The 14104-nt window shown below is 54.2% G+C and carries 13 protein-coding genes and 1 tRNA gene; 8 read left to right on the top strand and 6 right to left on the bottom strand.

Features of this window, described 5'->3' with window-relative positions:
• Nucleotides 1–147: 147 nt before the first annotated feature.
• Nucleotides 148–2184 carry a copper-translocating P-type ATPase gene (locus tag WC891_02640; protein ID MFA5866843.1) on the bottom strand — a complete coding sequence of 679 codons (2037 nt, stop codon included), beginning with the start codon at nt 2182–2184 and terminating at the stop codon, nt 148–150.
• A 101-nt stretch (nt 2185–2285) separates the two neighbouring features.
• Here WC891_02640 and WC891_02635 point away from each other — a divergent pair, with 101 nt between their 5' ends.
• Nucleotides 2286–2486: an SHOCT domain-containing protein gene (locus WC891_02635; protein MFA5866842.1), complete on the top strand. Its 201-nt coding sequence runs from the start codon at nt 2286–2288 to the stop codon at nt 2484–2486.
• Nucleotides 2483–3091 carry a cytochrome c gene (locus tag WC891_02630; protein ID MFA5866841.1) on the top strand — a complete coding sequence of 203 codons (609 nt, stop codon included), beginning with the start codon at nt 2483–2485 and terminating at the stop codon, nt 3089–3091. The genes WC891_02635 and WC891_02630 overlap by 4 nt, the downstream gene beginning before the upstream one ends.
• Before the next feature lie 505 nt (nt 3092–3596).
• On the opposite strand, the gene WC891_02625 is transcribed toward WC891_02630, so the two are convergent.
• Nucleotides 3597–4811, bottom strand: a complete 1215-nt coding sequence (locus WC891_02625) for an ATP-binding protein (GenBank protein MFA5866840.1) — start codon at nt 4809–4811, stop codon at nt 3597–3599.
• Nucleotides 4777–5469, bottom strand: a complete 693-nt coding sequence (locus WC891_02620; GenBank protein ID MFA5866839.1) for a response regulator transcription factor — start codon at nt 5467–5469, stop codon at nt 4777–4779. The genes WC891_02625 and WC891_02620 overlap by 35 nt, the downstream gene beginning before the upstream one ends.
• Nucleotides 5470–5579: 110 nt before the next feature.
• Here WC891_02620 and WC891_02615 point away from each other — a divergent pair, with 110 nt between their 5' ends.
• Nucleotides 5580–6734, top strand: a complete 1155-nt coding sequence (locus tag WC891_02615; protein ID MFA5866838.1) for a glycosyltransferase family 4 protein — start codon at nt 5580–5582, stop codon at nt 6732–6734.
• On the opposite strand, the gene WC891_02610 is transcribed toward WC891_02615, so the two are convergent.
• Together WC891_02610 and WC891_02605 are read right to left on the bottom strand one after the other, a co-directional pair.
• Nucleotides 6731–8137 carry an HD domain-containing phosphohydrolase gene (locus WC891_02610; protein ID MFA5866837.1) on the bottom strand — a complete coding sequence of 469 codons (1407 nt, stop codon included), beginning with the start codon at nt 8135–8137 and terminating at the stop codon, nt 6731–6733. The two genes, WC891_02615 and WC891_02610, sit on opposite strands and share 4 nt — an antisense overlap.
• 28 nt (nt 8138–8165) lie before the next feature.
• Nucleotides 8166–10169: a HEAT repeat domain-containing protein gene (locus WC891_02605; protein MFA5866836.1), complete on the bottom strand. Its 2004-nt coding sequence runs from the start codon at nt 10167–10169 to the stop codon at nt 8166–8168.
• Nucleotides 10170–10277: 108 nt separating this feature from the next.
• On the opposite strand from WC891_02605, the gene nth reads away from it, so the two are divergent.
• From nth to WC891_02585, 4 genes are all read left to right on the top strand, one after another.
• On the top strand, nt 10278–10913 hold the full coding sequence (gene nth / locus WC891_02600; protein MFA5866835.1) for an endonuclease III: 636 nt from the start codon (nt 10278–10280) through the stop codon (nt 10911–10913).
• A 43-nt stretch (nt 10914–10956) separates the two neighbouring features.
• Entirely contained in the window at nt 10957–11943 is a 987-nt protein-coding gene (locus WC891_02595) for a tetratricopeptide repeat protein (GenBank protein MFA5866834.1), read from the top strand.
• 67 nt (nt 11944–12010) lie between these two features.
• Nucleotides 12011–12457, top strand: coding sequence for an RpiB/LacA/LacB family sugar-phosphate isomerase (locus tag WC891_02590; protein MFA5866833.1), 447 nt, complete (start codon nt 12011–12013; stop codon nt 12455–12457).
• The gene (locus tag WC891_02585) at nt 12458–13126 is read left to right on the top strand and encodes a ribulose-phosphate 3-epimerase (protein ID MFA5866832.1); all 669 of its coding nucleotides are present in this window, start codon (nt 12458–12460) and stop codon (nt 13124–13126) included.
• Here WC891_02585 and WC891_02580 read toward each other — a convergent pair.
• On the bottom strand, nt 13092–13871 hold the full coding sequence (locus tag WC891_02580; GenBank protein MFA5866831.1) for an amidohydrolase family protein: 780 nt from the start codon (nt 13869–13871) through the stop codon (nt 13092–13094). The two genes, WC891_02585 and WC891_02580, sit on opposite strands and share 35 nt — an antisense overlap.
• Before the next feature lie 38 nt (nt 13872–13909).
• Between WC891_02580 and WC891_02575 the strand changes: the two genes are divergently transcribed.
• A tRNA-Ala gene (locus tag WC891_02575) sits at nt 13910–13984 on the top strand.
• Nucleotides 13985–14104: the final 120 nt, after the last annotated feature.

The following is a 14104-nucleotide window of genomic DNA, read 5'->3' as shown; positions in this document are numbered from 1 at the left end:
ACTTATATGAGTTATAATAGTATCTAATATGCTTAAGTAGAAAAAGTCAAGAAGATATTTCCAAAATTCCGGTCGGATTAAGAGCTACTATGCGCCGGGAGGCTGCAAGTGAACGATCTGTCCGTGCTCAGCTAAAGCCGAGATTACTTAAAGCTTTAGCAGGCGGGCGTTTATTGCCACGATGACTGTTGATAACGACATAAAAACAGCACCCATGGCTGGAGTCAACGTAAGCCCCGCTTTGAATAACACGCCCGCGGCCAGAGGTATCGCGACCGCGTTATATCCTGTCGCCCAAGCCAGGTTTTGAATCATTTTCCTGTAAGTGGCGCGGGATAATTCTATAACGGCCGGAATGTCCCGCGGGTCGCTGCGGACCAGGATGATATCAGCGGTCTCGACCGCGATATCCGTTCCCGCTCCTATGGCTACGCCAACATCGGCCTGGGCCAGAGCGGGCGCGTCGTTCACGCCGTCACCCGTCATGGCGACCGTCAAACCGCCAGCCTGTACCTCCCGGACCTTAGCCGCTTTATCAGCTGGCAAGACTTCCGCGAAGAAATCGTCCAAGCCCAGTTCCGCAGCCACCCAGGCGGCGACCGTGTGGCTGTCGCCCGTTAGCATCAGACACTTGACGTCCATCTCCTTGAGACGCGCGACCGCGTCCTTGGATTCCGGGCGGATGATATCGGCCAAGGCCAGAGCGCCGGCTATATTTCCGTCGACGACGACAAAAACGACCGTTTTGCCCTGCTGGCGCGTCTTATCAACAGCGTCGTTCTCGACCGCCAGACCGGCCTCGGTGAGATAGCCGGGGCTGACGACTTTGACCGCGCGGCCTTCCACGGTAGCCATCGCTCCCTTGCCGGCCAGAGCTTGAAACGCCTCCGCTGCCGGCGGTTGGCCATCATATGATTTGACGACGCCTTGAGCGATCGGGTGTTCCGACCTTGCTTCGACTCCGGCCGCCAATCGCTTGATGTCGTCTTCCGAAAAGTTCTTGTCCAGGATGAATATGTCCGTAACGCCGAAGCGGCCTTCGGTCAGAGTCCCGGTTTTGTCAAAGATAACGGCGTCGATATTTCGGGCCGTTTCAAAAGCGCTCCGGCTGCGGATAAGGAAACCGTTGGCGGCGGCGATGGCTGTGGATACGGCCACAACCAGAGGGACGGCCAGGCCGAGGGCGTGCGGGCAGGCGATAATCATAACGGTCACGGTCCGTTCCAGCGAGAAATCGAATTTGGCTCCGACTATCAGGGTCCAAACAGCCAGTGTCAACGCGCCACCGCCGAGGGCGACGACTGTCAGCCAAACCGCCGCCCGGTCGGCCAGGTCTTGCGTCTTGGATTTGCTGGCCTGCGCCTGACGGACAAGTTCAATCACCTGAGACAAGAAGGAATCGGCGCCGGTTTTCCGGACGATAACCTTAATCGATCCCTCGCCGTTGACGGCGCCGCCGATGACGGAATTTCCCACCTTCTTGGTCACGGGCTTTGATTCACCGGTCAACATTGATTCGTTGACTGAAGTTTCGCCCTCGATAACATCGCCGTCGGCCGGGATCTTCTCCCCCGGCTTTATTAAAACTGTGTCCCCGAATTTCAGTTCGCTTAAGGGGATATCGTGAACCATCCCGCCGGGCATTACCATATGCGCGTCGGACGGCATGAGCCGCGCCAGCTCCTCGAGGGCTTTCGAGGCGCCCATAACCGATTTCATCTCGATCCAATGTCCGAGCAGCATGATATCTATCAGTGTCGCGAGCTCCCAGAAGAAGACCTCGCCCATAAGGCCGAAAGTAACCGCCGCGCTATAGACGTAAGCTGTTGTTATGGCCACGGCGATTAACGTCATCATGCCGGGCCGGCGCGCCTTTAGCTCGCTTAACAAGCCTTTTAGAAAAGGCAGACCGCCATAAAAGAAAACAACCGATGAAAGCGCGAATAAAAGATAGGCGTCGCCCGAAAACCTCCAGCGGTCGCCAACCCGAAGAAATCCCTGGATGACGGGCGACAAAGCGAGGACGGGAAGGGTTAGAGCCAGACTTATCCAGAATCGCCGGCGGAAATCGGCGATTTTATGCCCGGCGTGTCTATCCGCTCCTCCGGACGCGGCGGGTTGGCCGCCGTGGCCCTCGTGATTCATCTTTTGATGCTCATGTTCGTGGCCGCTTCCATTTTTCATACGACAAGCATAGCATTAGCTATAAGGAGGTGGTTGACGTGATGTACGGTTCTTACGGAAGTAGTCCTGGATATATGATGTCGGGAGGAGGTTCGTGGCTTATGATGATCGGCGGAGTCTTCTTTGTGTTGCTGATCGCGGTCGGCATCGGTGTCGCGATTTGGGCAGCCATGCAAACCGGGAAATCAGGCGGCGGCGGAGCATCAGCTGATATACCATTGGATATCTTAAAACGACGTTACGCAAACGGCGAAATCGACAAAAAGCAGTACGACGAGACGATGAAGGACTTGATGAAATGAAAAAAACGGGACTAATGGTCGGTTTACTATTGGTCGCCGTCGGCATACTGGGCCTCTTAATGATGGTCGGGGTCTACTTTCTAAACTACGGTTCTTTTGTCGCTTCGCCTGACAGCAGCCTCTTACAGCCGAATACTTCCTGGATGGGGGGCGGCATGATGGGCAACGGCGGCATAACGGGCGGCGCCTATGGCATGAACATCGACCTCTTGCGGAACATGATGACGAGCTTCGCCAAGTCTAAATACGAATCGTCTGGCGAAAAGATCTATCTCACCTCGGTGGACGGTAACGATGAAATAATCACCCCCGTATCCGGCATGGGCAGTTTCGCTATGATGTCTAATATGATGCGCCCGATCTCTTGCGCCAATTGTCACGGGATTGACGGTAAAGGCGGTTTCCTGTTCCCTGACAATAAGACCTCGTCGGCGGATATCCGCTGGGAAGAACTGGCGAAGGAAGGATTCGACGAAGCCAAATTTAAGAAGGCTGTCACAGAGGGAGTAAACGAAAAGGGAGAACGGCTTAGTGTCTGGATGCCCCGTTGGGACATATCAGATAAAAATCTGGCCGAGCTGATCGCATATCTAAAAACACTCTGATCTGTAGTTTAATAAATCGAGCGACCTTTTCCGCGAGTCTATGCTGAGGTGTGGGCGGGAGCCTCGACCCTGGGTTTCCTTTATGTATTTAGGTCCGCGGGTGCATTGTCCTCTGACCTGGCCCCCTCACCTAACCTCTCCCCGCAGGGGAGAGGGACTTCTCGACCCTTCGACAAGCTCAGGGCAAGTTCGTAATTAACGCTCACTCGAAGAATATTAATGGTGGCTGGGCGCGTGAAGCCGCATTCCGCGAAACAAAGGAAGTGCGGGGCTTATCTCAACGGAAGCAGGGGTCAGGCCCTATCGCATAAGACGAAAGGGCCTGACCCCTTGAACATATAGCGAGCATGGTCTGTTACAGCGTTCTAGAACGCTGTAACAGTCGTAGGATTTACAGGGAGCGAAGATTTCCCAGCTTAAGGAAATCGAGCGTTCTTCCGAGTGGATAAGACCGGGACTTGCCACGCGGCGGCTTTAAGCGCCGAAAGACGAACTATTTTGAAGACTATTTGGCCGCCGGGAGGGTGAAGGTGAACGAGCTGCCTTCGCCCAGCTTGCTGGTGGCTGTAATAGTACCGCTGTGGGCTTCGACAAGTAGTTTTGTAATGGCCAAGCCGACACCCGTGCCGCCGGTCTTACGGGCTCTGGCTTCGTCGACGCGGTAAAAATGATTAAAGATCAGCGGCAAGTCGTCAGACGGTATCCCTTCGCCGTTATCCTTAACGGTTATCTCCGCGAAGTTCTTATCCTTTGACGTCGACGCGATGATGTCGATCTGTCCGTGCTCCGGGGTGTAGCGGATGGCGTTTGACAGAAGGTTGTAGAAAACCTGCGTCACGCGGTCCGGGTCGGCGGTTACCACCGGCAGGCTCGCCGGGACCTTAACGGTGAGGTTGATGGACTTGTCGTGCAGCATCGGCTGCAGCATTTCAACGATCTTGGCAATCAACGGACGCAGCTTGACCGGTTCGACCGACAGTCTGAGCTGCCCGGCTTCTGCCAAAGTCAGATCTCGCAGGTCGTTTACCAAACGGTTTAAGAGAGCCGTCTCGGTATGCAGAGCCGCTATCTTCTCGGGTGTGGCATCTTGGACGCCGTCGAGGATCGCCTCAAGATTGCCTTGGATTATGGTCAGCGGGGTCTTTAGCTCATGCGCGATTCCTGCTAGAAGCTGCCTGTTCATCTGGCGGTTTTTCTCAAGACTCTCCGCCATCTGATTGAAACTGGCAGCCAGTTCACCGATTTCATCGCGTGTTTCCACAGGAATTCTTTCGTCGAGCTTGCCCGCGGATATCTGTTTGGCGGCCCTGGTCATATGCTGGATCGGAGATGTCATCCGCCGCGCGAATATCAGGCTCATCAGTCCGGCGATCAGGATAACCAAAACCCCCGCGATCCATAAAGACTGGTTAACGGCGGCAAGGAATTGCTCTTCAGGAGCACCGAACATATGTCTGAACATCCACTGGAAGGTCGGTGTTTGATTGGGAACCAAATCTCTGTTGGTGCTGTCCGGGCTGACCACGGTATAGCCGGGGCCTTCGGCAAGATACTCGTTAAAGCGCTTGTTGATGGTGAAGTTGGCCAAAACCGCGACGATGACGACGGACGCCAGGGCAATACCCGTCAGGATCACCGTGAGTTTGAACATAAGGCTCTTCGGGCTTAACAGTCTCAACAAACCGTTACTCGCTTTCTGCTTCAAAGCGATAGCCGACACCGTAGACCGTGCCGATTATGGCGGGATTCTTGGGGTCGTCTTCAATTTTCTGCCTGAGATTCTTTATGTGGGCGTCTATCGTCCGCTCATAGCCCTCAAAGGAATAGCCCTGCACCTCTTCGACCAGCTGAAGTCGGGTAAAGACGCGGCGCGGGCTGTCGGCCAAAACAGCCAGCAGTTTGAATTCGGTCGGCGTTAATTCGATAGCCTCGCCGTTTTTCTTTACTTCGTGGCGCGCTTGGTCGATCTCGATGTCGCCGGCTCGGATAATCTTTTCCTCGGGTTCCCCCGCTTCGCTCCGGCGGAGGACGGCTCTGACTCTGGCTACGACCTCGCGAGGCGAGAAGGGTTTGGTTATGTAGTCGTCTGCGCCAAGTTCCAGTCCGACGATCTTGTCGGGTTCCTCGTCGCGCGCGGTTAACATGATAATCGGTACCCGGGATTGCGATCTTATCTCCCGGCATACTTCATAACCGTTAAGTTTGGGCAGCATCAAGTCCAGAAGGATTAAATCGGGTTGTTCGCGACGGAATGCCGCCAACGCCGCCTCGCCGTCGGCCGCGTCGCTGACGCTGTAACCTTCTTTAGCGAGATACGAGTTGAGGAGTTCGACTATCTGCGGTTCGTCGTCGACGACGAGTATCTTTTTTCCGGCCATATCGCGTTTCCTTTCTTACCCGATACTATCACTTTACCAGGGACTTTTGAAGAATCTGTGAAGTTTGGGCTGGGAACGGGTGAAACGGACCGTGTGCTAGAATGGTGAGCATGACCAAAATCGCCTACATTATCCGCCCGGCTGAAGGCGGTATGCTCAAACACTTGCTTGATTTATTACGGCTTATTGACCGTAGTCGGTTTAAGCCGATTGTATTAAGTCCGCCGGGCAACAACTTAACGAAGCCCCTCGGCGAGCTTGACGTAGAGCTCATTGAGGTCGCCATCGCGGACAAGCCAAGTCTGGCCCGAGACGTCGGCTCGGTAGCCAAACTGGCGACCGCGCTGACAGCGACCGGCCCCGGCCTGATTCACGTACACAGCAACAAGGCGGCCTTGCTAACCGAGATGGCTGCCAGACGCGCCGGCATGACTACGCCGATCGTTTTCTCTATGCACAACTTTCCTAGCTATATGTCATCGGGAGGGCTGAAAAAAGTCGCCGCTTCACTGGCTATGCGCCGGATCATTAACCGGGCGGAGCGGTTGATCGTCGTCTCGGAGAGCCTTAAAAGATTTATGGTGGACAAGGAGAAAGCTGACCCGGAGAAAATATCGGTTATACACAACGGCTTGGATTTTTCAGCCTGGCAAAAAAGATTGGCCGCCGCGGACGCGGCCGATCTGCGCGCCGTTCTGGGAATACCGGCGAACGACTTTGTGGTCGGGACGTTAGGCCGTCTGATTCCTTCTAAGGGCCACGACATCCTGATTAACGCGATGCCTGAACTGGTGCACAAATTTCCTGGCATAAGACTGGTGATTGCCGGTTCGGGGCCGCTTGATCGGCGGTTGAAAGAACAAACCGCGACCCTTGGTCTTGACGGCTCAGTCGTTTTTCCCGGGCATGTAGACGATCCGGCGCCATACTACAAGATGTTTGACGCATTCGTAATGCCGACGGTTATGGAGTCGTTCGGTTTGGCCGTTATCGAAGCGATGACCGCTGGTTGCCCGGTCGCCGCGTCGCGGACCGGCGGATTGCCCGAAATAATTGAGAACAGGGAAACAGGTCTATTGTTTACACCGGGCGATTCCCGGGCGGTTGCAGCCGCTATTAGGACGATCGCGGCAGATAAGAAAGCCGCGCGGCAGTTGGGAGAAGCCGGACGGAGATCCGTTAAGGAAAGGTTTACCTTAGACGCGATGGTCGCCGAGACGGAAAAAGTCTATGAGAAGGCGGCCGGTCCGCAGGCCGTGAACTAGAAGAACTGAACGACGTCGATGCCAAGTTCCCACGGATCGATAACTCTGATGACACTCCGCTTGTAGGGCCCGTCTTTCTTGGTCTGGTCGGACAGCGATATCACATCTGTGGAAGCCGGATCCAGCGATTTGCCGTCTTCGTCCACGGCGAGTTTTACCCTTGGGCGGGCCAGGTCTTCTGAATTGGACTCGAAAACGACTGCGATCTCTCCGGTGTCCAGGAGCACGACCGAGCCCACCGGGTAGATTGACAGCGTGTGGACAAAAGATTTCATGATGACCGGGTCGAAGGCTCGGCCGCTCTGCCGGATCATTTCGGCTAATACCTGGTCAGGCAGCTTACTACCTTTGAACGGCCGGATCGATGTTCCCGCCTCGTAACTATCCGCAACCTGGACTAGCCTGCTGAACAGGTGCGGCCGGTCTTTATTTGTCAGTTTGGGATAGCCGCTTAAGTCGTAACCTACGTGGTGCTCATAGGCGACGACCATGGACAACTTATGCATGCCCGGCATCTGACTAAGGATTTCAGCGCCCTCGATCGGATGCCTTTTCATTATCTCGAACTCCTCCGGCGTAAGCGGCAACGGCTTGGTTGTAAGCTCTTTTGGGATGTTAACCTTACCGATGTCGTGCAATAGCGCCGCGGCGCCCAGAATACCCAGCTTGTCGCGATCGAGCGACAGGTTGTTGCCCAGGCTCAAGCACAGGATACAGGTGTTGACAGAGTGGTAGAAGGTCGTTTCGTCGTAGCTTTTAATTACGGTCAGGCCCAGCATGTTGAGATGGTCGGTAAACAAAGCGTCTGTGAGGCTGCCGACCAGCTTCTCCACCTTGGCCACGTTGACGGACTGGCCGACCTTGGCGCTCCGCATGATATCTTTTACGGCTGTAACTGCGGAGTTGTAGACTTCCTTGGCCGCTTTTGTCTCTTCCTCGCCTTCCTCTTTGACCTGAGAGGTCTCGGCGGATGAGGCGCTGATCACAATATGTGTAACACCGCGGCTTCTTAGCCGGCCTTCAATACCGCCTTCGTTTTGTAGAGTCTGGCGGTCGGTGCACAAAGCGTCGACAAGCGCTTCAATTTCCTTCTCGTCGATACCCGTATTGAAGGTGATGGCCCCAATATCCATTGACTCACATTCCCGGATAAATTGCTGGTAGGTGAGGCTCTCTCGGATCAGAAGTTCGGATTCGATAAAGAGATCGTCGTCGTGCATGGCAAATGTGATGTCGCCGACTTCCTTGAGAACCGCGTCAAGGCTGTCCGTAAGGCGTTTCAGACCGTCCAGGAGTTCCGGATGCTGCGCGGGGTACAGTAACATCTTTCTCTTGACCGCCGCCAGTTGCTCAAAAACTATTTTCGCTTTCTCGAGTTGATTACCTTTTAAGATTTTAGCCATGTCCCTCTCTAAACATTATGACGAAAATTTACACTTCCTGCTGTGCCAGGATTTTTTGTAAGGCTTGACGGGCTTCTTCTTTAAGCGTTTTCGTCTTCCTGCCGAATACGAATCGTTTTCCGGCCATTTTCTTAAGAACAGGCACCGACTGTGGCGATCCAATTTCACCCATTGTCTGAACAGCTTTGACGCGGAACTCAATACGCTTGTTGACCTTGTCTTTCCCCTCGGCTATGGCGGCTAATTTTGTCAAAGCGGCATCTGCTTTCAACTTGCCTATTTCCATAAACGCGGCGCTCCGTACCTGCTCCGATACATCGTCCAACATAACACTGATAAACGGAGCGACTCCGATTCCGCGAGACGACGCTATGGCTTTAACCGCGTCGGCGCGCACGGTTTCGCTCTCATTTCTGAGAGCTTTTTTCAAGATTTCCGTGGCTTTCGTGTCGTCGATCTGCGACATCGACAAGACGACCGCGCGGACTATGGTCTCGTCGGCTTCCAGGCGCCGCTCAAATATCCCCAGCGCGTCGCGGCCGGCATGGGCGGTGATCTTACTCAACCTAATTCTGTGTTCGCCGACCGGTTCCCGCGACGTCAAGACCAAGAGTCCCGGAACCGCGCCCGCGCCCAACATGTCAAGCATTGCCCGGCCATACCTTTTTTCATCCGCGTCAACCGATTCTAAGGCGGCTTTGAGGATAATGGTCAGGTTGTCCGCGTCGGCGATCGTCAGCAGCGTATCACGCGGCAGATTAACAAGTTCGGGCGACGTTTTTTGGAGGGTCTGTCCCTTCGCCAGCATCGCCTTTATCGATTTGGCGGCTAATCCCAACCGGCCTTCCAACATAAGATCGTTAACGGTCGACGCTAAGCTATTTAACGTCTTTGTCAACCTTGGCTCGTCTTCACTGTCGATAAGTATCTCCACCAGGGTTTCAACTGCTTGCAGCTCAACATCCTCGATTTCTATCGCGGCGATTTCTTCCTCGACGCTTTGCTGGACCTGAGCCGGCATATCGTCGTAGAAGTGAGCGAATTCATAGTAGACTTCCTCGGGATCCAAACGGACCGGCTCGACACCTTCCTCGGCGAACGCGACGGTCTCGCCCCCCTCCGTATAGGCGACGGTCTGCTCTCCGGCCATCTTGAGCGCCAGATTAAGCGCCTCCATCATTTCCGGCCCGAAGTCCAGGGATCCGAAGCGCTCTTGGAGTATATCCAGAATCGGCGACCGGAAATCGTCGCTGAGAGACGTCAAACCCTGGCAGATGTTTTGAAAGACATCTTGCTTGGCCTCTTCGCCTTCCTCGACCGCTACGCCCGCTAGTTTCTCAATCGCTTCGGCCAGATAGGTGGAGCGTCCTTCCAGGCTGGGATCGCCCTCTGTCGTGGCCGCCATATCGGATAGTTTGACGAGCAGCTTGGCCGTTTCAACTGGCCCTTGTTTGACGCGAAGAATGATCTTCTCCCGCTCGTTGTCCGAAATCGATTCGCCGCTCAGCATCATAAAGATTTCCTCGGCGGCCACGATTTCCTCGTCGGAATCGTCAAACTGCAGCTCGTCAAGCTCCTCGGCGGCTTCCACCTCCAGTTTCTTGGCCACGATGTTCTGTATATGTTTAGCCCCCAGAACGTCTTCGATACCGCCCGCTTTTCTCAATTCGTTAATGTCCATGGCCATCGAGTCGAGGAAACCATCCATCTCCTCGTTTGTCACCGGCTTATATATTGTTACGCTGGTAAGTTGACGGTCGTGCAGGTGGGCGGCCAAGGCCAGGTAAAAACTGCCGGCGGCCATGTCGTATTCCGTTCCCTCGATGATTATGCTATCTCGCGTGATGCCGAACTTAAGCATCTCGTTCGTGGCCAGGTAGTCTTTTACGAGGGAAAATAGCTCCGCGCGGCATTCGGCGCACATGGGATGGGAAGGCGAGTAGACAAGGCTTCGCTTGATAGCCGCGTTGAATGATTTAAACAGCGCGTCAAGCGCTTCTGAGCTTGTTGTCACTTGCGCATTTTCTTCCACGCCTCAAGTTTATCCTAACGGCGGCAAATGTGGCAATTTATGCTAGGCTCATATTGTGGAAGTGAAAAGGGAAAAGTGAAGAGTGAGAAGTGATGATTGGTTGGTAAAGTGAATTTAAGGAAGCGGGCGGCGGAGATATTTAAGAGGCTGCAGCGGGACTATCCGGACGCCAGAATCGCGCTCAACTTCGGTAACGAATGGGAACTTCTTGTTGCGACCGAGCTGTCGGCGCAGTGCACAGACAAAAAGGTAAACGAGGTGACGGAGAAGCTCTTTAAGAAGTATCGTTCGATTGCCGACTATGCCGGTGCCACGTTTGATGAATTCGCTGAAGATGTCCGGCCGACCGGTTTCTACCGGAATAAAACCAAGAACATCATTGCGGCGGCTCAGATGGTTCTGGCCGAATACGGCGGGCAGCTGCCCAGGACCATTGATGAAATGGTCAAAATACCGGGGGTCGCCAGGAAAACCGCCAATGTGATTTTGGGCAACGCCTTCGGAGTAGTCGAAGGAATAGCTGTTGACACCCATGTGTTTCGTTTAACGCACCGGCTAAGATTTAGCGAAGGGAAAACGCCCGAGAAGGTAGAAAGGGATTTGATGAGTCTGTTCCCTAAGAACGAATGGTTTCAGTTAACCTATCTCTTGATTGAACACGGACGCAATATCTGTACGGCAAAAAAGGCCCGCTGCGACATCTGCGATATCAACAGTTTGTGCCCGTCGGCATTTAAGGTCTGACGACAGGCGGCCGACAAAGTAATAGGCAGGCAAAGGGGTTTTTATGGGTGTGTCAGGATGGATAAAGAGACCGAACAAAAGTAAAAAATCGTCGCCGGATGTTGCCCAACAGTCGGCGGCGTTGTTAACTTCCGCGAGAGCGAAAATAAGCGAAGGGAAGATTGGCCCTGCGGTAGCCGAACTGGAGGTTATCGTAAAGATGAATCCGGCAACTGTCGAGGCTTGGATTGAGCTTGGCGAGTGCTACTGGAATGTGAGAGAGTACGACCTTGGTCAGGAAAGCCTGGCCAAGGCGCTCTCGCTTGATCCTGAAAACATCCGGGCTCTGGGATTGATGGGCGAGCTTTATCTGGATCGAGGCGACTACGATACCGCGCTCTCTTATTTTCGGCGGGCGCTTTCCAAGAAACCCGACATGATCAAAGGCTGGAGCTTCAGCAGTGAAACATACCTGAAACATGAGAGTTATGAGAAGGCGATCGTCTGTTATGAAATGGCTCTGAAGGAAGAGCCTGAGTCCCCCGATATCTTGAAATTGATGGCCGATACGTATTTAACGCTGGGAAGGTGGCGGGAAGCACACGATGTCTTCTGCCAGATTGTAGAGTTGAAACCGGGCCTGCTTGAAGCCCACCAATCTTTGGCGCATACGGCCATAAGGCTCGACAATTATGCGGAAGCGATCGCAGCCTGCGAGGCCGCCCTCAAGATTGAGAAGAACAACGGATTTACAGCTCGATTGCTGGCCCGGGCAAGACTGGGGTTGGGCGATTATGAAGGGGCGGGCGAGGCGGTTCTGGCAGCGGTCAAATTACAGCCCAACGAAGCCGAATCTTGGAGCCTGCAAGGTTTGATATTTCTGAATATCGGGGATTTCACGGAAGCGATCAAATCGGCGCAGAAAGCCTTGAAAATCCGTCCGGAATTGCAAGAAGCCTTGATGGTTATGGGATTCGCCAACGCCAGTTTGGGCAACAGGTCGGAGGGCGCCAAATACTTGGCCGAAGCGGACCGGCAAGTTCTTAAATAAGAGAAAGTCTTTCGTCTCCCTTAATTCTTGTAATCCTCGCGCTCCTTAGTTATATAATGGGTTTGAGATGATTTATCTAGGCGCCGACCACGGCGGGTACGAGCTCAAAGAGAAAATCAAGGAACATCTGGCAGCCAAGAAGGTGCCGACAACCGACCTGGGCGCATTCTCTCCCGAACCAAGCGACTATCCCGATTTTGCCATCGCGGTGGCGGAAAAAGTCCGCGACGGTGACCCGGACGATTTTGGCGTGCTTGTCTGTACGACGAGCATTGGAACAAGTATCGCCGCGAACAAGATAAAGGGAGTCAGGGCGGCGGTAGGCTATTCTGAAAACGCGGTCGAACGCGCCCGGAACGACGTTGACGCCAATGTGCTTTGCTTGGGCGGCGGCGAAATCGATCACAAACAAGCCGTCAAACTGGTCGATATATTCCTCTCCACGCCATTCTCGAACGCCGAACGCCACGTGAGGCGCTTGAGTAAGATCCAACAGCGGGAGCAGGAGGAGTAAGTGCGGGTTGTCCCGGCCATTCTTGCCAACGACCTCCCGTCTTTCACTTCCTTAGTCAGGTCGGCCGAAGGCTTTTCCGATTACGTACAAATCGATATAATGGATGGCTTGTTCGTGCCCTCCAGAAGCATCGACGCGGCGGAATTGTCGACCGTTAAGACAACAGTCAGGAGCGAGGCGCACCTGATGGTCAAGAATCCGGAAGATTGGCTTGAAGCGGCCGCTATGTTTGGGTGCGAAGAAATTCTTTTTCATTATGAAGCGGTCGAGGATCCGGCCGCCGTCGTTAAGCTGCTGCGAGAGACTGACTTTCGGGCGGGTTTGGCCGTTAATCCCGAGACGCGCGTCGCCGATATCATCGAGATTGCCGGTTCAGTGGACAGCGTTATGTTTATGGCCGTGAACCCCGGATTCTACGGCGCTCCGTTTATCCCCGAGGTGATGGACAATGTACGTGAGCTCCGCAGGCTTAAACCTTCGTTAGATATCGGGGTTGACGGGGGAATCAAACTAAGTAACGCGGTTTTGACTCGCGACGCCGGCGCCGATTATGTCTGCGTAGGGTCAGCTATCTTCAAAGCGGAGGATCCGGGTCAGGCCTACTGCCAGTTTAAGCAGAGCCTGAACCCGCACATCATAATCCCAGGAGCCGCCGGGGGTTGCGACTGACGACCGTCTCGGCGTCCCGGCCGAAAATCCTCTCCAGTTCTTTCAGTTCGACCGCGTGATCGGCGAATGGAAAATCCGACCCGAAGATAATCCTGTCTAAACCTATTTTCCCGGTCAGCTTGCGGATTTCCTCGTCGGAGATGCTACCGGGGACATGAGCGGTATCGTACCAGACGTTCGGATAACCGAGGACCAGATCGACATCGGCCCAAGTCTGAAAACCGCCCAAGTGTGACAGCACCGTCGTCATTTCGGGATAACGTTGAAGGACGGGGACAAAATCTCTCGGATGGCTGAACTCGCCTTTAAAACCGCTCTCTTCGTCTCCGGCGTGGAAGGTAACGATGAGGCCGTTCTCGATTGCTTTCTCATAGAAAGGCATCAGCCGTTCGTCGGCCGGGAAGACTCGCTGGGCGTTCGGTTGGATTTTAAGACCCCTCAACCCTAAAGCTGGAAAACGGTCCAGTTCAGAGGCATCATTATCAGGGTGAATGCCTCCGAAAGGAATGATCTGGTTTGATTTTTCAGCGAGATCGGCGTACCAGTCGTTAAGCTTGATATGTTCCGGCTTGGTCGCGATAGGCAAGACGACGGCTTTATCAAAACCGCCCCGGTCCAGGGAGGCCAACAAAGCGTCGAGAGTCGCGTCGTGGGTGCGTCTGACGCCGTAGAAGTTCTCGATCCCGCTGATAACTTTGTCGGCGACATCATCCGGATAAATGTGAACGTGAGAGTCAATAAGCATGGTGATATGGTAACATCTTTTGACATAGGTTGTTGACCGGGGGTGTAGCTCAGCGGGAGAGCACTGCCTTTGCAAGGCAGGGGTCGGGGGTTCAAGTCCCCCCACCTCCACCATTTAAAGTGACTCGCATGCTGCTCGCGGCCTACCATCGTTAGCTCGCCTCGCTCCTAAGTACTCAAGTCGCTTCAGCAAGCAAACCATGCTCTCCGCTCGAACGACGATTTGTCTGCATG

The organism is Actinomycetota bacterium (assembly GCA_041658625.1).
In the GTDB taxonomy this organism is placed as follows: domain Bacteria; phylum Actinomycetota; class JAHEXW01; order JAHEXW01; family JAHEXW01; genus JBAZZW01.
The sequence above is the reverse complement of the archived record's forward strand: the minus strand, read 5'-3'. Positions and strand labels throughout refer to the sequence as shown.